The sequence below is a fragment of the Lysinibacillus parviboronicapiens genome, from assembly GCF_003049575.1.
In the GTDB taxonomy this organism is placed as follows: domain Bacteria; phylum Bacillota; class Bacilli; order Bacillales_A; family Planococcaceae; genus Lysinibacillus; species Lysinibacillus parviboronicapiens.
In genome coordinates, this window is the sequence record NZ_PYWI01000028.1 from 22,699 (window position 1) to 41,709 (window position 19,011).

At 39.9% G+C, this 19,011-nt stretch carries 18 protein-coding genes and 1 riboswitch; all 18 genes read right to left on the bottom strand.

What is annotated here, in order from left to right:
* Window positions 1-126 precede the first annotated feature (126 nt).
* Entirely contained in the window at window positions 127-1,167 is a 1,041-nt protein-coding gene (locus C9J35_RS18700; protein ID WP_107925890.1) for a ribonucleotide-diphosphate reductase subunit beta, read from the bottom strand.
* A gap of 12 nt (window positions 1,168-1,179) precedes the next feature.
* Window positions 1,180-3,393: a ribonucleoside-diphosphate reductase subunit alpha gene (locus C9J35_RS18705; protein ID WP_107925892.1), complete on the bottom strand. Its 2,214-nt coding sequence runs from the start codon at window positions 3,391-3,393 to the stop codon at window positions 1,180-1,182.
* A 162-nt stretch (window positions 3,394-3,555) separates the two neighbouring features.
* A riboswitch (cobalamin riboswitch) is annotated at window positions 3,556-3,743 on the bottom strand.
* A 106-nt stretch (window positions 3,744-3,849) separates the two neighbouring features.
* Window positions 3,850-4,536, bottom strand: coding sequence for a hypothetical protein (locus tag C9J35_RS18710; protein ID WP_107925894.1), 687 nt, complete (start codon window positions 4,534-4,536; stop codon window positions 3,850-3,852).
* Window positions 4,533-5,027, bottom strand: coding sequence for an ECF transporter S component (locus tag C9J35_RS18715; RefSeq protein WP_054768444.1), 495 nt, complete (start codon window positions 5,025-5,027; stop codon window positions 4,533-4,535). The genes C9J35_RS18710 and C9J35_RS18715 overlap by 4 nt, the downstream gene beginning before the upstream one ends.
* Window positions 5,028-5,122: 95 nt before the next feature.
* Window positions 5,123-5,515, bottom strand: coding sequence for a bifunctional adenosylcobinamide kinase/adenosylcobinamide-phosphate guanylyltransferase (locus tag C9J35_RS18720; protein WP_054768443.1), 393 nt, complete (start codon window positions 5,513-5,515; stop codon window positions 5,123-5,125).
* On the bottom strand, window positions 5,467-6,063 hold the full coding sequence (locus C9J35_RS18725) for a histidine phosphatase family protein (protein WP_054768449.1): 597 nt from the start codon (window positions 6,061-6,063) through the stop codon (window positions 5,467-5,469). The genes C9J35_RS18720 and C9J35_RS18725 overlap by 49 nt, the downstream gene beginning before the upstream one ends.
* Window positions 6,036-6,812 carry an adenosylcobinamide-GDP ribazoletransferase gene (cobS, locus tag C9J35_RS18730; RefSeq protein ID WP_107925896.1) on the bottom strand — a complete coding sequence of 259 codons (777 nt, stop codon included), beginning with the start codon at window positions 6,810-6,812 and terminating at the stop codon, window positions 6,036-6,038. The genes C9J35_RS18725 and cobS overlap by 28 nt, the downstream gene beginning before the upstream one ends.
* Window positions 6,813-6,871: 59 nt before the next feature.
* Window positions 6,872-7,447: a bifunctional adenosylcobinamide kinase/adenosylcobinamide-phosphate guanylyltransferase gene (locus tag C9J35_RS18735; protein WP_107925898.1), complete on the bottom strand. Its 576-nt coding sequence runs from the start codon at window positions 7,445-7,447 to the stop codon at window positions 6,872-6,874.
* A 12-nt stretch (window positions 7,448-7,459) separates the two neighbouring features.
* Window positions 7,460-8,068 carry a histidine phosphatase family protein gene (locus tag C9J35_RS18740; RefSeq protein ID WP_107925900.1) on the bottom strand — a complete coding sequence of 203 codons (609 nt, stop codon included), beginning with the start codon at window positions 8,066-8,068 and terminating at the stop codon, window positions 7,460-7,462.
* A gap of 5 nt (window positions 8,069-8,073) precedes the next feature.
* Window positions 8,074-9,159, bottom strand: a complete 1,086-nt coding sequence (locus C9J35_RS18745) for a pyridoxal phosphate-dependent aminotransferase (protein WP_107925901.1) — start codon at window positions 9,157-9,159, stop codon at window positions 8,074-8,076.
* A complete protein-coding gene (gene cbiB / locus C9J35_RS18750) occupies window positions 9,146-10,102 on the bottom strand; it encodes an adenosylcobinamide-phosphate synthase CbiB (RefSeq protein ID WP_107925903.1) in 957 nt (318 codons plus the stop codon). Before cbiB ends, C9J35_RS18745 begins: the two co-directional genes overlap by 14 nt.
* Window positions 10,099-10,785 (bottom strand): adenosylcobinamide amidohydrolase, encoded by a 687-nt coding sequence (locus C9J35_RS18755; RefSeq protein WP_235616367.1) that lies wholly within the window; start codon window positions 10,783-10,785, stop codon window positions 10,099-10,101. The genes cbiB and C9J35_RS18755 overlap by 4 nt, the downstream gene beginning before the upstream one ends.
* A 279-nt stretch (window positions 10,786-11,064) precedes the next feature.
* Window positions 11,065-11,247 (bottom strand): hypothetical protein, encoded by a 183-nt coding sequence (locus tag C9J35_RS18760; RefSeq protein WP_107925907.1) that lies wholly within the window; start codon window positions 11,245-11,247, stop codon window positions 11,065-11,067.
* A 101-nt stretch (window positions 11,248-11,348) separates the two neighbouring features.
* Window positions 11,349-12,707, bottom strand: a complete 1,359-nt coding sequence (locus tag C9J35_RS18765) for an aspartate kinase (RefSeq protein WP_107925923.1) — start codon at window positions 12,705-12,707, stop codon at window positions 11,349-11,351.
* A gap of 795 nt (window positions 12,708-13,502) precedes the next feature.
* On the bottom strand, window positions 13,503-14,156 hold the full coding sequence (locus C9J35_RS18770; protein WP_054768442.1) for a nuclease-related domain-containing protein: 654 nt from the start codon (window positions 14,154-14,156) through the stop codon (window positions 13,503-13,505).
* Between the two features lie 479 nt (window positions 14,157-14,635).
* Entirely contained in the window at window positions 14,636-16,765 is a 2,130-nt protein-coding gene (locus C9J35_RS18775; RefSeq protein ID WP_107925911.1) for a type IA DNA topoisomerase, read from the bottom strand.
* A 441-nt stretch (window positions 16,766-17,206) separates the two neighbouring features.
* The gene (locus tag C9J35_RS18780) at window positions 17,207-18,031 is read right to left on the bottom strand and encodes a sugar phosphate isomerase/epimerase family protein (RefSeq protein WP_107925913.1); all 825 of its coding nucleotides are present in this window, start codon (window positions 18,029-18,031) and stop codon (window positions 17,207-17,209) included.
* Complete coding sequence (locus tag C9J35_RS18785) at window positions 18,028-19,002, bottom strand: DUF6005 family protein (protein WP_107925915.1); 975 nt, start codon at window positions 19,000-19,002, stop codon at window positions 18,028-18,030. Before C9J35_RS18785 ends, C9J35_RS18780 begins: the two co-directional genes overlap by 4 nt.
* Between the last annotated feature and the right edge of the window lie 9 nt (window positions 19,003-19,011).

Here is a 19,011-nt window from a genome sequence, read left to right on the forward strand (position 1 = left end):
GTGCGTTTCCTTGCGCGACCCGAGCGCTTCTATGACTGATCCGAACTTTTCTTTTTCTTGCATCTCTCTATCTCTAGGCACAAGACATGAAAAAGCCACGCAAGCTTTCGCCTGCGTGGTCCTCTGTTACAAATCATCAAAGCCGTTATCTTCTACATTGACTTTCACATATTGACGTGAACGTTGCTCAAAGAAATCGGTTTTCCCTAAATCAACATCTTCGTAGGCTTTAATCCATTTCAATGGATTTTTGCGATAGCCCTCGAATGGACGCTCCACTCCTAGTTGATTACAACGAACATTGGCATAGAAATGGACATAATCATGGACATCATCAACATCTAGACCATCTATCTTGTCACCAATTACTTCATTCGCCCAGTCGATTTCCAGCTGTACCGCCTCGCGGAAGATATCTTGCACACGTGCTGCTCTTTCTGGTGTATCGTATTCAGGATATTCCTCTAATAATTCTTGATAAATTTTCACAAAAAGATCGACGTGGAGTTGTTCATCGCGATTAATATAATTAATCATCGTCGAGGATGCGACCATTTTTTGATTGCGTGCTAAATGATAGAAGAAGGCAAAGCCTGAATAGAAAAATAGCCCTTCTAAAATGACATCGTAAACAATCGCTTCAAGCATATTTTCAACGGTTGGTTCCTCAGAGAAGGCTTGATAACCTGTAATGACAAAATCATTGCGACGCTCTAGTACTGGCTCTGTGCGCCAAAAGTCGAATGTGCGGTCCTGTTCATCTTTGTTCACAATACTTGAGAGCACATATGAATAAGAGTGGTTATGAATAACCTCCTGCTGCGCTAAAATAATCATCAGGGCATTGAGACTAGAGTCGGTTAAATAATCTGCCACTTTACCAGCAAAATCCGTTTGCACGCTGTCTAATAGAGCAAGTAAACCAATAATTTTTAGGAATGATTCCTGTTCATCCGCCGATAACTCAGGAAATTGCTTCACATCGTTGCTCATATTGATTTCGAATGGTGTCCAAAAGTTACCTAGCATTTTTTTATATTTTGGGTACGCCCAATTAAAGCGCACATCATCCCAGTTTAAAATATTTGAAGAACGCCCGTTCACAATCGCAGTCGAACGGTTTGGCGCTTCCTTATCCATAATTTGTCGTTTTGTAATTGTCGTCATTTGTTATTCCTCCTAGCTTGCACAAGACTCACATTCTAGCAACTCTACGGATGTCGAACGCACATAATAAGTCGTTTTTACACCACTTGCCCAAGCATTTAAATGCAATGCGAGTAAATCCTTCGCTTTAATGGTATTTTGAACGTATAAATTAAGTGATATACCTTGGTCAATATGACGCGCACGCGCTGCATTTTGCTTAATCGTCCAATTTTGGTCAATGAAATAAGCAGATTTATAATACCAAGTCGTCACAGGCGATAAATCTGGTACTGTTACTGGGATTTTATAGTCCTTTTTCTCCTCGGAGTAACTCTTTTGGAAAATAGGATCAATCGTTGCAGTACTTCCAGCTAAAATAGATGTCGATGAATTAGGTGCAACTGCCATCACATAGCCATTACGCATACCAGTTGTTGCCACATCCGCACGTAATGCCTGCCACTTGTCACTGCTATAGCCACGTTTCTCAAAGTACGTCCCCGTTTGCCAATCCGAGCCTTCAAACAATGGATATGCTCCTTTTTCACGTGCTAGTGCATTGGATGCACGAATCGTTAAATAAGCAATTTCTTCATAAAGCTTGTCCGCATAGTCTACTGCCTCATCTGATTCCCATTGTATTTCCTTCAAAGCCAGTAAATGATGCCAGCCAAATGTACCGAGCCCAATGCCACGGTATCGAGCGTTCGTCCGCTCTGCCTGTTTAACTGGAATTGTATTTAAGGCAATGACATTATCGAGCATACGAACTTGAATTGGTATCAAACGTTCTAAGACATCAGCTGGTACAGCCTTCCCTAAATTCACAGAAGATAAATTACATACCACGAAATCTCCTGGCTTACGGCGAGTAACGATGACATCATCCTCTAAAGTAATCGACTCAAATTCAGTAGCCGACATGTTTTGGAAGATCTCTGTACATAGATTCGAACTATAAATCATGCCCTCATGCTTATTTGGGTTCATACGATTTACTTCATCACGGTAAAACATAAACGGCACACCCGTCTCCAATTGAGAACGCATAATACGCTTCATAATATCAATAGCCGGTACAACTTCACGGCTTAGTAACGGGTTAGCAATACATGCCGAATATTTTTCTCGGAACGAGCCATCACCCTTTTGTTCATCATAGAAATCTTCAAGGGAAAAGCCCATTACCTCACGTACTTCATGTGGATCAAATAAATGCCAATCCTCTCGTGCCTCAACTGCTTCCATAAATAAATCTGGTAAGCAAAGCCCCGTGAAAATATCATGTGCACGCAGTCGCTCATCTCCGTTATTCAAGCGTAAATCTAAAAACGTAAAGACATCCTTATGCCAAACATCCAAATACACCGCTATTGCACCTTGTCGCTGTCCTAACTGATCTACCGATACAGCTGTATTATTAAGCTGTTTTATCCAAGGTAACACGCCACTTGACGCACCTTTAAAGCCTTTAATGGATGAGCCACGACTACGGATTTTGCCCATATAGACGCCAATGCCACCGCCATATTTCGATAATGTTGCGACATCTGTATTCGTGTCATAAATACTTTGCAAGCTATCATCTACTGTATCGATAAAGCAACTAGAAAGTTGGCCATGTGTTTTCCCTGCATTGGATAAAGTCGGCGTTGCAACGGTCATATATAAATTACTCATGGCCCAGTAAGATTCACGAACTTTAGCTAAGCGATTTTCAGTCTCATCTTGCATGAGCGTCATCGCGATGACCATCCATCGCTCCTGCGGTAGCTCCACTGGCGTTTTTGTATAATCACGTACCACATAACGATCCATTAATGTTTTTAACCCAATATACGTAAACAGCTCATCTCGGCTTTGTTCTAAATATGATGCTAGTTCCATTAGCTCCTGCTCACTATACTTTGTTGTTAAACATTGGTGATAAAGTCCAGCCTCTGTATATTTTGCGAGCTGGGCTGGAAATACGTTATAGACATCTTCCACAGCTACACCTCTACGCATAGCAAATTGATCGTATAACTTCTCTAAATAAATTTGTGCCGCAACAAAGGTCCAGAAGGGTTCATCTTCGTCAATTAGACTAAGCGTTTGTAAAATCATCGCATCCGCCCATGCTTCAAACGTGGCATTGTCGTTTTTTCGTAGCCATCGATCCGATAACCTTACAAAACTTTCAAGTTCATCCTCCATATAACTTATCTTTAACTTAGCAATTTGTTGTTCAATTTGAATTGTCATTTACACATTCTCTCCCTTTCTACCTTCAGACAACACAAAAAGCGATCACACAACATGTATCTGTTGCGGGATCGCTTTAAATCGGAAATGGAAATGAAGGACATGTACACATCAAAGTGGACAAATCTCTCGCCTCCACTTCTCAATCCCCGAAGAATGTGTTGCTGTCTTGAACAAATCGGCAGGTCTCCTGGCTCATGCTTCCTCCAAACGATTGCCTTCCCGTTAATCACAGTGGCATTGTCATCATTTGTCAGCACTTACAGTTGCGGGGACAGCTTCGGCTTAAGATTGCTCTATTTCCGAATTCCCTTTTAAACCAATATGGTACCGCTCGTCCAAATACTATATATTGTGTTTTAACTCCTAAACAAATCTAACATATTGTGTTTCTTGTTGCAATAGGCGTTTCGAACCTTGCATTTGTTAAATCATATTTATTGCTCGATGCAAGCCCTATAACCATGCAGTTCTACGTAGTTTCTCAAAATTTCTAGCAAAAATTTTTTCGGCGAGATGCTCTTTTTCTGGATGTACACCTAGTAAAATAACCGCACATGGACCTGCTGTTTTCTTAGTATCCAAAGAACTTTTTACCTGCTGGTCGCCAAAAAGTCGGGTGAATTCTACTTGTAGACCTTTTGACCCTACAGGCCATACCTGCTGTACAATTTCTTCGCGCCATGCAAAAAAAATAGGTTGGAGTTGTGCAACATCGTCTGGCTGCGCAAGGACTTCATTTCCAACAAGTGGAAGGCCGTAAGTGTACCAAATCAGCTTGTCACGCTCATAAATTGTACGATTTTGCTGCGCACCAAGCATAGTTAAGGATAAACCTGATTGTAACGTTGGCATATTGGATTCTGAGCTACCATCAATCTGTGGACAGTCAACACCAATTTCATCAAATATCTGCTCAATACCAGAGACATAGCGCGCCCAAGCAGCATCCCCTGAGAAATTGGCAAGTAGTATATGCAGAGGCATCGCATTCGCCGCAAGCTGTTCTAAAAAAGTCACACGAGCTGTTAAGTAGGCCGTTAGTGTATCAGACGCAGCTACAACATCTTGAGGCTTCTCGCCAATGGCCGCGGCATTATCCGTTGTGGCAATCAGTGCACCAACTTTTACGGCATTTCTCAATGCGCTCGCCCTGCTTTACGTACGAACACTTTGGCAAGTATCGGCATTACTACAGCGACGATTACTAAGTTAATGACTGTTGCCATGAAAATGCTTGCTAATGATCCCCAATAAAATGCTGGGCTAATGATGAAGTAAAACGGTAGTGGTGAAACGATACCATTTAATAAAAGTGCAACTGGCCATTTCCAGAAATGTAAGCCTCTTTTATGCATCATACCGAATACCCAAACTACAATAAACATTTCGACTGCAATAATAATATGCAGAGGGCCTAGCTGAAAGCCAGATGTTAATGCTGAAATAATATGTCCAATTGAGCCAGCAATACCTGCTAAGACAGGCGATAAAAACACAACACTTAAAAATGCAGGTGCTGAGTCGAGTGCCGCCGTTGATACAAACGACGGAATTTTAATGACTGCCCCGACTGCACAAATAGCCGCAACCATCGCAGTTAACGACAAGTTCATTAATTTTTGTCGATCCATTCCATATCCTCTTTTCTTGTTATAGGTTGACATATTTTCAGGAAAGTTCCTTGAGGCAAAGTCTATAACTAGTAAGTGACACACCACATCCTAAATCATTTGAGATGTTCACCGATGCCATACCAAATACGAACAACTTGTTCGGCTTCAGTAAATAATGCTTGGTACAGACGTCCACAAGTGTCACGTAATAATCGTGCCTGTTTTTCCATCGGCACAACACCACGCCCCATATCGGTCACAATTATAAACAATGTACAATTTTCTTCAAGGGTCTTTAGTTGTGTCAAAAGGTGCGCGACAATCATTTCATCTGCCTCAAGATTTTGTGTAACAAGCCATTTTTCTAAATTTTTTATCACAACTACATCACAAGCAGGTGCATAATCCGGGAGTGCGCCATCCACAACCGCAACCTTCTGTCCTGCAAGCAAACGCATTACATAGTCGGTTTTGCCGTTATAGGCGCCTCCGATAAAGACATGCATCTGGCCCCCTCCTTCCAAGCATCGTACGAAAACCGTAAAGTAAACATGTTATCGTGTGGCACCTGATACGACCAAAAGGATTTTTCTATTGGTGCAAATGCCACTAGTAAAGCTCGAATGACCCCACCGTGCACGACAAGAACCGTATCATGCGCCTCTTTTGGCAACGCTGTGAAGCCTTCTATTACACGGGCACAAAATACATCAAAGCCTTCCCCGTTAGGTGGAGTCGTTTTAATAGGATCATCTAGCCATGCACAATAACGACTGTCTGACTTTAATTCATCATACGTTTTCCCTTCAAAATGTCCAAAATTAGACTCTCGAAATCTTGCATCCGCTATATAGCGAGCTTGAGGAAAATAACGTGCAGCAGTTTCTCTACAACGCAGTAAATCACTGCCATACACTGTGGATACAGCTGTATCCACAGTAGAGAGCATGGAAGGATCGGCCAAGGGCGTATCTGTCCAGCCAATATAACGCTTCTCCAAATTCTCCTTTGTAGGCGCATGTCGCATTAAACGCACAGTAATAACGTCATCCATAGCACAACCTCCATTCCTTCAATTGATGCACCAAGCAAATCTCCGGATACGCCGCCAAAATTGCGCCTTGTAAACTGGCGAAAAACCATAAAGGCAATTGCTAATACGGCTACAAGGATAACCGGCACTATTGAAAAACCTGTCACAAAGAACATTCCACTAAGCGCAATGACTAGTGTTATGAACATGAAGCTTGTTAACAATCCTTGCTGAAGATGCGTTTTGAAAAAGTACGCAAGCCCTTTTTCCTTCGAACAGTTGAGAGACATGAAGTAAAAGCTCATACCGACCCGTGTCAGAAATGGAATAAAAACGAGCATCCACAGCGATAATTTTTCCTGAGCAAATAGTTCATGAAGCACAACCATTTTCCCGAGAATTAAAAACAGTACCGCTAGTACACCAAACGCTCCGACGCGCGGATCATCCAATATTTCAAGTCGCTTCTCACGGTCTCGATACGAAAAATAAGCATCTCCCATATCAATAAATCCATCTAAATGTAATCCTCCTGTAAATAACGCGAATGATGCGACAATGGCAAAGGCGAGCAACATATCACTACTTGCCGTCCACTGTGTTAAACTAAAAATAATTGCCGCCACCACTGTACCCATGAGGGCACCTATCCATGGTAAACAGGCAAACATGCCTGTAATTGTCACTTTTGATAACGGAATTTCTTTATGTACAGGCAAAACTGTAAAAAATTGAAATGCGAGCAGTATGCTATGCCATATATTTTTCATCGCCTTGCCTTCCTTCTTTTTTATTTAAAAAACCTCTATTTAAGTTAAAGACAACTTTATCATTTCCATTTCTTAACGATACCATAATTTATTTCGTATGCTTCATGTGCGACAGAAACGAACCATTGATGTAATTGCCCGAGCATTTGTCGATACAATTCGACCTCCTCGCTTGTATACGGAGGTTCATCGAATAGTTCATTGGAAACGACAAAAAGCGTCACCCTTTTGTCAAGTAACGTCAGCACTGCCTCCTTCAAGGCTTGCAGCTTTTTGTCTAAACAACCTGGCCGTTCCACACAAGGTGTACCCGACTCAAAGCCTTCATAAAATGCATTTGTCAGCCATGTCGTTACACAGTCCCAAAGTACCACATCTCCATCACTTAGCCCATTGAAAGCCAGCTCTATCTGATAAGGTGCTTCTATTGTATGCCATGTTATATCTTGTGCTTGACGATCTAGCTGATGCCGCAAAATACGTTGTGCCATTTCACTATCCATCGCTACCCCTGAAGCAATATAAATGAGCCGTTTGGCCACCAATGGCTCGTTTTGAAAATAACGAGTAGCAGCTTTTTCTGCAAAATGTGATTTGCCACTGCGTACACCACCAGTTATGAATAGAAGTGGCATTGGAATCGCCTCCTATATTAAATGCTTCGTATTGCCAATATCCTTTACCACCCATTGTCGATTAAGTCGTTCAATAATGGTCACACTTGTCCCCTCTATCATAGGCGCCGCCCAAAGCTGATTAATGCCACGCTCTAAAATCGCATTAATAATGCACTTAATGGTTACAGCATGAGATACAATTAGCACATTTTCATGTGGATACTTTTCCGCAATATTTTTAAGCGTGTACATCGCACGTTCCGTTACCGCGCCAAAACTTTCGGTATGGGTTGCGATAAATTGTGCAGGGTAATCCGTATATAATTCATAGTCAAAACGATATGTACCTATGATATCTTCTATCGTCTTTCCTTGCCAATTCCCTAAGAAAATCTCGCGTAAATTATCCTCATAGAAACAAGGGAGTTCTCTATCTGCTATTAACAAAGCTAATGTTTCTTTCGCACGACCACTTGAGCTACTATAGGCGGCAGCAAATTGAATCGCTTGAAGTTGCTGGGCTAGCTGTTCAGCATGCAAAATGCCTTTTTCTGATAAAGGAGAATCAAGCCACCCCTGTAGCCGACGTTCCTTATTCCATACTGTTTCACCGTGTCTAACTAGAAAAAAAGTCGTCACTTTTCTCACCCCTTATACATTTTAAACCACGCTTGCAAACAGTTTTGTAAATAGCTCATGGCCGTGATATCCTTGATGCCAATTCGGAACCATTCGCCATTTAAACCCATGAAATTTTTCGTATGGCGTAGTACGACACCTTGTGCTAAACAATAGGTAAAAAATGTATCTGCTTGTTGACCGTGGGGTAATGCAAAACATACATAATTGGTCACGCTATTTGTCACCTGACAACCATTTTTTCGTAAGAAGCGATGGAGCCACTCCCGCTGTGTTTGTGCATAAGCTATTGCCTGTTGACAGTACTGCTGTTCATCTAAACAACCTGCACCTATGACAAGCGCAAAAGCATTGAGATTCCAATGGGCAAGCATAGCCTTTAACTCTGTGACGATGGTATTACTAGCAACTAAATACCCTAGTCGCAGTCCTGGGATGGCGTACATTTTCGTCATCGAGCGAACGACAATGACATGTGAATGACTCGAGACATAGTCAATCAATGAGTAGTCTTCGCTTACCCAGTCAATAAACGCTTCGTCTAATACCAGTTCACAGTTCACTTGCGCCCCATATGTCATTAATTGCACAAGCTCCTCTTTCTTTGGTAACACGCCCGTTGGATTGTTGGGTGTACAAATATATAAGGCATCTGCATCAATCATTTCTCGTTGCAAACGTTCCATTGGCAATATGTACTGTATAATATCTTCCACCATAACTGGCACAATAATTGCACCTGCTGCTTGCAATGTTCGTTCGTATTCAGAAAATGTTGGATGAACGATAATTACACGTTTATTTGCATAGCGTCGTGCGAGGACACTAAATAACTCAGATGCTCCATTTCCTAGAAGCAATGAATGCTTGTCAACATGGTGGAACTTCGCCACCTTTGATAAAAAAGGCTCTCCGTCCGGATCAGGATAGCGTTGAATTAACGGATAAAATGTCCGCCAGCGTGCCTCCACAAACATAGGAGGTCCAGCAGCATTGACATTTTCACTAAAATCATATACCTCAGTAGGCATAGTAAGGCCCAATTGTTGATAGACAGTGTGCGGATTTGCTCCGTGACTAGGCAATTGCAAAAATCAACACCTCCATTGCTAACATGACAAGTGTAAAGAGCAACGTGGCAATACGCATATGAATAACCGATGTTGCGATATGTTCCTTCGTTAATGGTACTAATTTCTCACCCATTGTCGCTCGATACGAAGGTACACCTTGATAGGTATTTTTTCCACCAAGCTGAACACCAAGTTGAACGGCCGTTGCCGCTTCCAAATAGCCACTATTAGGACTTGGATGCTTTTTAGCATCCTGTGCCCAACGTTTTAAACGCTTCCCAAGGGACATAGTCGTTTCATTTTTCGTGCCAAGTACCATCAGTAATCCTGTTAAACGACTTGGCACAAAATTTGCCACATCATCAAGTTTAGCCGCAAACATGCCAAAATCTTGATACTTTTCGTTTTTATAGCCTATCATCGAGTCAAGCGTATTAATCGCCTTATAACCCCATAAACCGACAGCTCCAAATAAAAAGGCATAAAATAACGGCGCTGTTACCCCATCGCTCGTATTTTCAGACACCGTTTCTACGACTCCACGAACAATGTCATCTTCGTCTAGTTTTTCTGTATCACGTCCAACTATCCATGATAGCTTTACACGCGCCTCCGCAAAATCGCCTTTTACCAGTGGGTCATAGACGGCCATCGCGGCTTCTTTCAAGCTGCGTTGGGCAAGCCCATTGCCAATCAATATACCTTCTACAAGTATGCCGAATACTAAACTAACGTGATAGCTAACTACTAGAATTGCTGTAACCACAAACATAGTAGTGCCCACAACTGCAAGTGCCATCACCATGCCACGAGTTTTGCGCATTGTCCCTTTATTCCATAATTCGGTTTGCGATTGTATAAGCTTCCCTATCCAGCGAACAGGATGTGGCATTTTCGGAGGATCGCCGATAGCTAAATCAAATACAAGCCCGATGATACAGGCAATTACCAGTACAATCATAGCTGATTCTCCTCTTTATCTTTTTTATATTTTTGAATGGCCTCTCGCATCGTTTCGTAGACACCATGTCCAATCACTTTACCAAGCATTGTAATTGGCCCTGCATATTGATGGTAGTCGCCTTCTTCTGTTGAAGCAATCAACAAACTATCCGTAGAAGTACCTGTTGCTTGCGTGCCTGTAGTAGGATCTGTAATATTTTCATCTATGAGTGCTTTAACCTTTGCTTCTGTAGTAGAAATCATTGCCTGAAACAATGCCTCGTCCGACAACTTACCGTTTATCAGCACCCAAGTATTAATCGTTCCAGCGTGATATTGCTCCTGACGATGAAAAGCACGCGTAATATCGACGGCATTGCCAAGCCCTGCAGTTATCATAATAACAAGGTGTATACCTTCATATGTAAACTCACGAATAGTCGCATAACGTGCATAGACAGCGGTCATCATAGCAACTGTATCCTCAGCAGGAAAACCTGCAGACTGTAAAAAGTGCTGTAACTCCTGATGTGGTTGTCGTTCATCGTAGGTATAGGGTACCGAGCGATTCACTACATGTTTATAATAGCCAAAACCAGGATTATGCATAGCTGAAGAAACAACCTTCATAGGTGATGCTGTCTGAATGGCAACATAATGATCGAATATTTGAATATCTTCTTTGTGTAACACTACCATCATCACGCCTCCATTAAATAGACCCTGACTTTTGTAGTGAACTTGCTTTTTTGTTGAGTTAGAAGCATTGTCACCCATTAGATCAAGGTAAATAAAAAAACAAATTCTTACAAAGAAGAATTTGTACTGTTCATGTTAAATTATGAGCACACTGCAAATTTGAGCCTTCTGAATTTTTTTATAGAACAGAGCAACACTTCGCAATACTCTAATAATTTATTTTCTTTGAAATTGTATCATAATTTCGTGTTTTACAACACTTCAATTTCAGAGATATTTTCTCTATTGTTTCTGTTTAAGATTTTTAAAGCGAATGATAGAACCTGCGATAATAAATACCCAACCGATGCCAATATAGACAAACTTTGAAGTTTTTGTTGATGACGGTAAAATATCCATAATCGTTAAGCATACAAATAATATCCCAATAACTGAAAGTAACATGCCTATTGATAGATTTTTCAAGATAAAGTCCTCCTAACTATGTACGCCCTCGATTTTACCTTATTCTAACTAAAAAGAAAACACTAATTCAAGCAGCAATCGCTTGAATTAGTGTACATCACTTACGCTTGCACATGGGCAAAGAATTCTCCATAGAGGGCTTGTAAAATTTGGTTTTCAAATTCTTGTAACACGCCGAATACTAGACTTACCTCAGAGGAACCTTGGTTAATCATTTCAATGTTAGCACCTGTTTTAGAAATCGCAGTTGCTGCACGAGCCGCAAGACCCGTGTTATTACGCATTCCTTCCCCTACAATCACAATCATAGAGAAACCATGACGCATTTGCACATCGTCTGCAGATAATTCGTTTTTCACACGAGCTAAAATACGCGCTTCATTTTCTACTGTTAGTTGATTTGAACGCATGATAACCGAAATATCATCTAATCCAGATGGTGTGTGTTCATATGAAATATTTTCATCTTCTAAAATCTGTAGAAGTTTACGACCAAAGCCTACTTCACGATTCATTAAATATTTAGAAACATATAAAGTTGAAAAGCCACTGTCTGCCGAGATACCTGTTACCGGACGACCAGTTGCAGGTCGATTCGGTACAATACGAGTACCTGGGGCTGATGGATTATTTGTATTTTTTATGTTAACGGGCACCCCAATCTTATAAACAGGCATTAACGCTTCATCGTGGAACACTGAAAAGCCTGCATAGGATAATTCGCGCATTTCGCGATACGTAATTTCTTTAATTTCGACAGGATCATTCACGACTTTCGGATTCGCAGAAAACACACAATCTACATCCGTAAAGTTTTCATAAAGCTCGGCTTCAACAGCTGCTGCTAAAATAGAGCCTGTAATATCAGAGCCACCGCGGTCAAAGGTACGCAGTATGCCCGCTTTAGTGTAACCGAAGAAACCTGGGAACACAATAATTTCTTTAGTGTCTTTTAGTGGTGCTAAATTTGAATATGCTTCAGGTAAAGCAAATGTACGTTCCGGTAAATCATTGACCACCAAGCCTTCTTTTGGACTAACATAACGTGCTGGCATATCGATTGAATTGAAATAAGCTGCAATTAGTTTTGCGTTATTGTCCTCTCCCGATGCTTTTAAGTTATCGATAAATAATTCTTCATTGGATTTATCGCCTTGTAGACGTTCACGCAAGTCTACAGCAATTACATCACAAATCGCATAATCTAGCGCTAAACCATCTGCAATTGCCTGATAACGAGTCACGACTTTTTGTAATTTTCGTTCTATGTCATCATTATTTAATGCTGCATTCGATAAATCAATTAGTAAATCAGTTACTTTAATATCATCACTAGAGCGTTTCCCTGGAGCTGATACGGCTACGATTTTACGTGCCGGATTAGATTTAACAATGTTTGCCACTTTTTGAATTTGTTCAGCGCTTGCTACAGATGTTCCACCAAATTTACATACGATCATATCCATCAAATCCTAACTTTTTAAATTAATTGTATTTCTCCACAAAACAATTGAATGTACACAGTGTACAAATTATCATTCCCTACGTCAATACAATTTAAAAAATTCACGCAATTATCGATGGAAAATGGACAATTTTCGCACTGTTTGATTTATTATACGGATTTCGAAGCAAATAGTTAAGGTTTTTGCAAATTTTTTTCATCTAACTCACAAATTCGGGCGAAACTTCGCCTGAACTAGCTTTAATGAATAGGGCTAGCTACGATAATTTCTATATGACCCCATAAAAAAACGAGCCTGCTGAGCCCGCTTTCTGCGCTAAATGGCTTAGCATCAACCATTTCATTCATTGTTACTGACATGTAGAAACCCCATGTTCTAGATTTCCTTCTATATAATATAGAAAACGCTTACTTTCATTCATTATAATATGCAAAAAAAGTCGGTGTGTTTGTACTATAGGATGAATCACACTTGTCATATCGTGCACAAACAAACACAAACACAAACACAAACACAATGAATTATACAATAATGATGATTTTACTAAAAGCACAATTTTACGCGCTGATGAAAATGACTTGCGATTATTGCTTGAACCTGAGCGTTCCGACGGTTGACCCGAGCGCTTATTGCTTAAAGACGAGCGTTCCGGCGGTTGACCTGAGCAAAGCAGAGAAGCAACAGTTTGAAGCGAGCCTTAATTGCTCGCTTGTTTTTTTACAATGTGTTTTATCAACTTTTCAACTGTTCTTTGTTCACTTTTTGCTAGTGTTCGGCTCTGTCTTTCTTCTATATAATAAAGCAAGCGCTTACTTCCGTTTTCGTTGACCGAAAAAATTGGTGTCGATGAATGGTTAGCAACATCAATCTTTGCTGCTCCATTGGCAAAATAAACAGTTCCTTGTAAAAATCTACGCCATGTTGGTACAAATAACGATGCAAGCGATATGTATGTGTGGCCACTTGCTTCACAGGATTATAAATAGTTTTCTTGTATCCGTCATGCTTAATTTGCAGTAGTTGTTGCTCATTCGTGTGACCCGTAATTACACCAGCATGATTCTTCACCTCTACCACAAAAATACCAGTCGGGCCAACTACAATTGTGTCTAACTGACTTGTCCGTCCATCAACTACAATCTGTATATCAGGAAAAATCGAATACGTTGCGGGGAGATTTCTTAGCACTTCAAGCGCCCTATCTTCTCCTGCGAGGCCAGCTGTCACCTTCCCAAGCTGCTTGCTTAAAGAGCATTGACTAATCAGATATAGCCCGACAATTGACACAGCAATAAATGTCAGTAACACCTGTTGCCAGTGCCAAGCGATAACAATCACAATACCTAGAGCAAGTGAGCATAACAGCCGAGATACCACTTTTCTTTGCTTTAATTGCTGTAAATCTTTTTCTAGTTGTCGTTCATGATGATAAATTTTAGCCATTTTAGTCCTTTCCATTCGGCACTGTCAAAGCAAAGACACATGTTAACTTGCCATTTTCTAATTTTAGTTTGGCCTTGCCCTTCTTCCCACTTTCCATGTAAAGCGAATATTGCGTTTATCCTTATCTATCTTGCAGCCATTTTTTCGTATCTGTCGACGGGATGTTGCCTATCATTTTAGACTTTGCAAAAAAAATTCCAATGCCTTATGTAGGCAACCAAAGCCTTTAAAACCTTCTACAACATCCTGACCACATTCCACACTACGACCAACCTTGATAATTTCCTTATCTCTACTATCATCTCTTCAAGCTGGTGGTCGTGTCATTAATGACACGACCATGTCTTGATAAAACGAAGCACAAGATATTGTGTCATCCACAATATCCTTTAGTTTCTTACTCCACATAGCCGTTAACAGACGACACCACAAAGGGCTTTTTCTCTCGAACCAGCATGTGCATTTTTTCTTTTCTGCTTTTATTTATTATTGAAATCAAATTCAATGTTGCCATCAACTAAACGCAAGGCTGCACTGAATTGTTTCCCACTCTTAGCTTTAAATCCTTTAATGTCTGTCGTTTTACCGCTACTACATAGGTCTTTAATATTCTTTTCCGTTAGTTTCTTCCCTAATAACCTTTCAGGGAATGTTTGTTTACAACCATTTTTATAATTTGAACAACCGTAAAACCTTTTACGCAAAGCTATTTTTCCTACTTTACATGTCGGACATGTCACAATATCTTTCACAACGGCAGGTTTAAACTGCTCAGCTTCAATTGTGAGAGACTCTAACTGTTTAGGTACCTCCGCTATTAATTGATTTACAAACTTGCCTATGCTTTCAATAAAATATTTTGCAGAGCCTTCTCCACGACCAATTTTATTTAAGTATATTTCCCATTTTGCAGTCATAGATGGACTTGAAAGTAATGTCCCTTCAATCGCTCGACATAAAAGCTCTCCTTTAGGCATAATGCTCACTATGTTTTTGCGTACTTCAATAAATCCATGCTTTTTAATTGTCTCTATAATGCCGCTTCGAGTTGCTTCTGTACCAATACCTTCAATCGATTTTAATACCTCGATTTCTTCTTCATCCTCAACTGATTTACCGCATGTTTTCATCATCGTAATGAGTTGCCCTTCTGTATAAGGCTTAGGAGGCGTTGTCGTACCTTCTAGAATAGAAACCTTACTTTTTACCATCTCATCTTGGAAAACGATAGGTAACGATTCCTCACGCTCCTGCAACTCTTTTGCACTTGAAAACAATTCTCTCCAACCTTTTACTAGTTCTGTTTTCCCTACCGTTTTAAACTCTAAATTTTTGACAGTCGTTATGATCGTTTTTTCATCGTATTCATAATCTTGGTGAAACATTGCTAGTGTCGTATTGATTATTTCGAAATAAATATTTCGTTCATCAGCATTCATTGCTTGTAACGCTTTTTCTGTCGGCATTTTTTTCGTTGGAATTATAGCATAGTGCTCCCCAACGTTGGCACTGTCGACGTAGCGTTTGTTATTCCGTCGATTTATCGCATTAAATGACTTTCCCACGAGCTGCTGATATTTTGCCAATGATTCATTTAAATAGGCAAACTCATTATGTGTAATGAGCTGTGAATCAGTACGTGGGTAAGAAACGAGCTTTTTCTCATAAAGTGATTGCGTAAGTTTCAACACATGTGACGGACTGTATTTCCAACGTTTATTGGCGACGGCTTGTAATGTTGATAACGCATGTAGTTTGGGTGGTACAATACGCTTCGTTTTGTTCGATACACTCGTAATTATACCTGTATCTATCGGTTCAACCCCATGTTGTTGCAATAATTGTACAGCCTCTGCATGCTCTTTTGTTTTTAACTTTGCCTTCCCTTTATATAGACCATTTTGTGCTTTAAAAATCCCTTCAATTTCATAAAAATTTTCAGGCTTGAAATGTTCGATTTCCTGTTGTCTTTTATAGATTAAATATACGGTTGGCGATTGCACACGTCCGATGGAGATACTGCCCTTAAAACCCTTTTTTTGTAAAATTAGCGTATAAAGGCGACTACAGTTCATACCTACTAGCCAATCGCTAATTTGACGTGTTTTTGCTTCTTGGTACATGAGCAAATCACGCTCATTACTTTGCATATTATTAAACCCTTTTCGAATTTCCTCAACTTCTAGTGAATTGATCCATAATCGTTTAACAGGCTTATTTACTTTCGTCATTTTTAAAAGTGAGTAGAAGATATTGGAACCTTCACGTTCACTATCGCAGCAGTTATAAATCATTGTTACATGCGGATCACTAAAGATTTTTTTTACTGCATTAAATTGTGCATACATTTTGGAGACAACTTTACCTTCAAATTTTTGTGGAATGATAGGTAATGATCCAAGCGACCATTTCTCCCATTCCTTTTGATATTCTTTTGGTTCCTTTAATTCCACAAGGTGTCCAACTGCCCAGGTAATTACTGCACCATTTGGAAAAGTAGAACAAGGTTCCAATTCAATAAATGTTTTCTCTTTTTGTTTCATTTTAAATGCGTCTGCATAAGCTCTTGCTTGAGATGGTTTTTCAGCTAAAATAGCAATTTTCCCCATTAATCATCACATCTTCTTTAAAATATTTTAGTAGCTTTTTATATAAAAACATAAAACTCAACTAATCAAATTAGTTGAGTTTATCGTGAAATACCTTACTACTATTTTACTTTAAACATTTTAAAATATCACTTACTAAAATCTCCACACCAGGAACACCCTTCAAATATGGTAAATCTTCAGTCGCAAGTCCATCGATTTCATCTAGCTTCATTAAAATTAGAGCGATATTGACTGAATCAGGTTGTTGAGATTTAGCTAAGTAATTATCATTTATTATCTTGTTAGCAGCATGCTAATGCCTGTAAACATATAAAATGAGTGCTGTTGGTTAAGCCAAAAGCCCTTTCTACCATTCCCCATTCATTGAGCCTTCTACTAGTTAAGTTTTAATTTAGATTGAATCAAACGATTCTCATAGATGTTTCAAACAACCTTACATTATATTTGCACCAACTGCAATGCCTTCTTAACCTCCTGAACATCTTTTGCTAATACGCTCTTCACATTCGATCCGAACCATTCCAATGACGCATCTACCTCCATGATTGAACGTACTTCTGCAAGGAATTCATTATAATCAATTGCACCTTCAAACAATGGCACCATCCCCTCTCTAGACCCTGATGCAGCATAAACATTGTGTGGAGAAAAAACACCAAGTTGTGCACGTGAGGCAATATTTTTAAAGTGAAAATGTGAGATATAAGGACGAAGTTGCTTCATGGCCACAAGAGGATTTATCCCTGATTCCCATATATGCAAAACGTCAAAGTTCACTCGTAGGCTTGCGTGATTCGTTTCTTCGAGTAACTGCATCGTTGAAGGTAGATTATCTGTCAATGTGTTCGGATGAGTTTCAACAAGCAAATATTGTCCTTTTGACGCAAGATAATCACAGAGCATTCTAAGCCTAGAAATAAGTTCTTCCCTTTCTTTCTTACTCGTGTCTGAACTGCCCTGTTTTCCTACAAATGTACGAATCTTATTCGTTCCCCAGCGCTTTGCCAGTGAAGATAACTGCTCTGTTTCAGCCATCATCTCAGAAACTGGTGCTTCTAATGGCAAATAATCACTAAGCATGCTCGTTTCCAAACCGTAGGAGCTTAACCAATCTGCTCCATAATGAAGTTCATCTGCCAAGTTCTTTGCATGAACACCCCAGAGCTCGATACCTTGAAAACCTTGTGTTTTTGCAAAGTGAGCTAATTGATCAATCGAGTGGAGATGGTGCCGAAACGAGATTGTACAGATAGATAGTTTCATAACATGACCTCTTTCTTGTGCTGTAATGTTAACCATGCTTGAAAACACTCTTGTAATCCTTGCTTAATCTTGAACTCAAGGAGATTTTGTTCTTCTAACTTCACATAAATTTCTTCAACTAATAACAAATCTTGTGTCATCGCAAGCTTCATCGCTCGATACTGAATCGTTGTATAACCATTCACTAGACGCTCAATTTCATGACACCATGTGTCAAATCCTTCCTCATCGCGGCCAAGAGCTTCCCAAAAAAATGCAAAGGCATGTTCATAAGCATACTTTCGAATCGCTATAACCGGCAATTGTTTTAATGCTGTCGGAAGTTTTGACATACGTTCTTGTTCTTGTCCTTCCATATACTCTTTCATAATTTCGATAATGGCATCTGTCAACGGATTACAATGAAGCTTGATACATGTATTAAAATAGGCTTCCACCGTCTCTGTAGTTGGCGCAATAATCGTCTCAGCATCAAAGTAATAGCCACCTCCGACAGTTGGCTCTTGGATGGCAACTAAAATCCTCTCCTTCGGCACAAGCCCTTCCCAGCGAAAATCAGGGTCATACATAAACCACTGTGCTTCATTTTCTGTCGATTCTAGCATCACATAATGAGGGAATGGACGTTGATGAAATTTATTCTCTCGCTCTGGAAGCATCGATAAATCCAGCATCACCATCACATGTTGATGTGGAGATTTATTTTCTAATAACCTTTGCAGCTTGTTTATATTATGTTGTTTTGATTGTTCTGCATCATACCATTTGTAAAGCTTGATTCCATAGAGCATTTCATACCATGTTTGAAAGAAATGGTGATCAATTCGATCTGAATGGTATGATAGCACGCCATTATCGAGCACATCAAAATCTGCGTCCCATACCCCAAAATAGTACGGCCTATGATCGACACCTTTCGTTTTCTTAATAACTTCACAAACACAGCTTACAAAACAATGAACTTTTATCATTTTTCCCCT

Excerpts from the sequence above, each read along its gene's own strand:
- C9J35_RS18785 (WP_107925915.1), bottom strand. The coding sequence starts at position 19,002 with ATGATAAAAGTTCATTGTTTTGTAAGCTGTGTTTGTGAAGTTATTAAG.
- C9J35_RS18755 (WP_235616367.1), bottom strand. The coding sequence starts at position 10,785 with ATGATGGTAGTGTTACACAAAGAAGATATTCAAATATTCGATCATTAT.
- C9J35_RS18770 (WP_054768442.1), bottom strand. The coding sequence starts at position 14,156 with ATGGCTAAAATTTATCATCATGAACGACAACTAGAAAAAGATTTACAG.
- C9J35_RS18735 (WP_107925898.1), bottom strand. The coding sequence starts at position 7,447 with ATGCCACTTCTATTCATAACTGGTGGTGTACGCAGTGGCAAATCACAT.
- C9J35_RS18780 (WP_107925913.1), bottom strand. The coding sequence starts at position 18,031 with ATGAAACTATCTATCTGTACAATCTCGTTTCGGCACCATCTCCACTCG.
- C9J35_RS18765 (WP_107925923.1), bottom strand. The coding sequence starts at position 12,707 with ATGATCGTATGTAAATTTGGTGGAACATCTGTAGCAAGCGCTGAACAA.
- C9J35_RS18715 (WP_054768444.1), bottom strand. The coding sequence starts at position 5,027 with ATGGATCGACAAAAATTAATGAACTTGTCGTTAACTGCGATGGTTGCG.
- C9J35_RS18720 (WP_054768443.1), bottom strand. The coding sequence starts at position 5,515 with ATGCATGTCTTTATCGGAGGCGCCTATAACGGCAAAACCGACTATGTA.
- C9J35_RS18725 (WP_054768449.1), bottom strand. The coding sequence starts at position 6,063 with ATGGATGACGTTATTACTGTGCGTTTAATGCGACATGCGCCTACAAAG.
- cobS (WP_107925896.1), bottom strand. The coding sequence starts at position 6,812 with ATGAAAAATATATGGCATAGCATACTGCTCGCATTTCAATTTTTTACA.
- C9J35_RS18775 (WP_107925911.1), bottom strand. The coding sequence starts at position 16,765 with ATGGGGAAAATTGCTATTTTAGCTGAAAAACCATCTCAAGCAAGAGCT.
- C9J35_RS18700 (WP_107925890.1), bottom strand. The coding sequence starts at position 1,167 with ATGACGACAATTACAAAACGACAAATTATGGATAAGGAAGCGCCAAAC.
- cbiB (WP_107925903.1), bottom strand. The coding sequence starts at position 10,102 with ATGATTGTACTGGTAATTGCCTGTATCATCGGGCTTGTATTTGATTTA.
- C9J35_RS18705 (WP_107925892.1), bottom strand. The coding sequence starts at position 3,393 with ATGACAATTCAAATTGAACAACAAATTGCTAAGTTAAAGATAAGTTAT.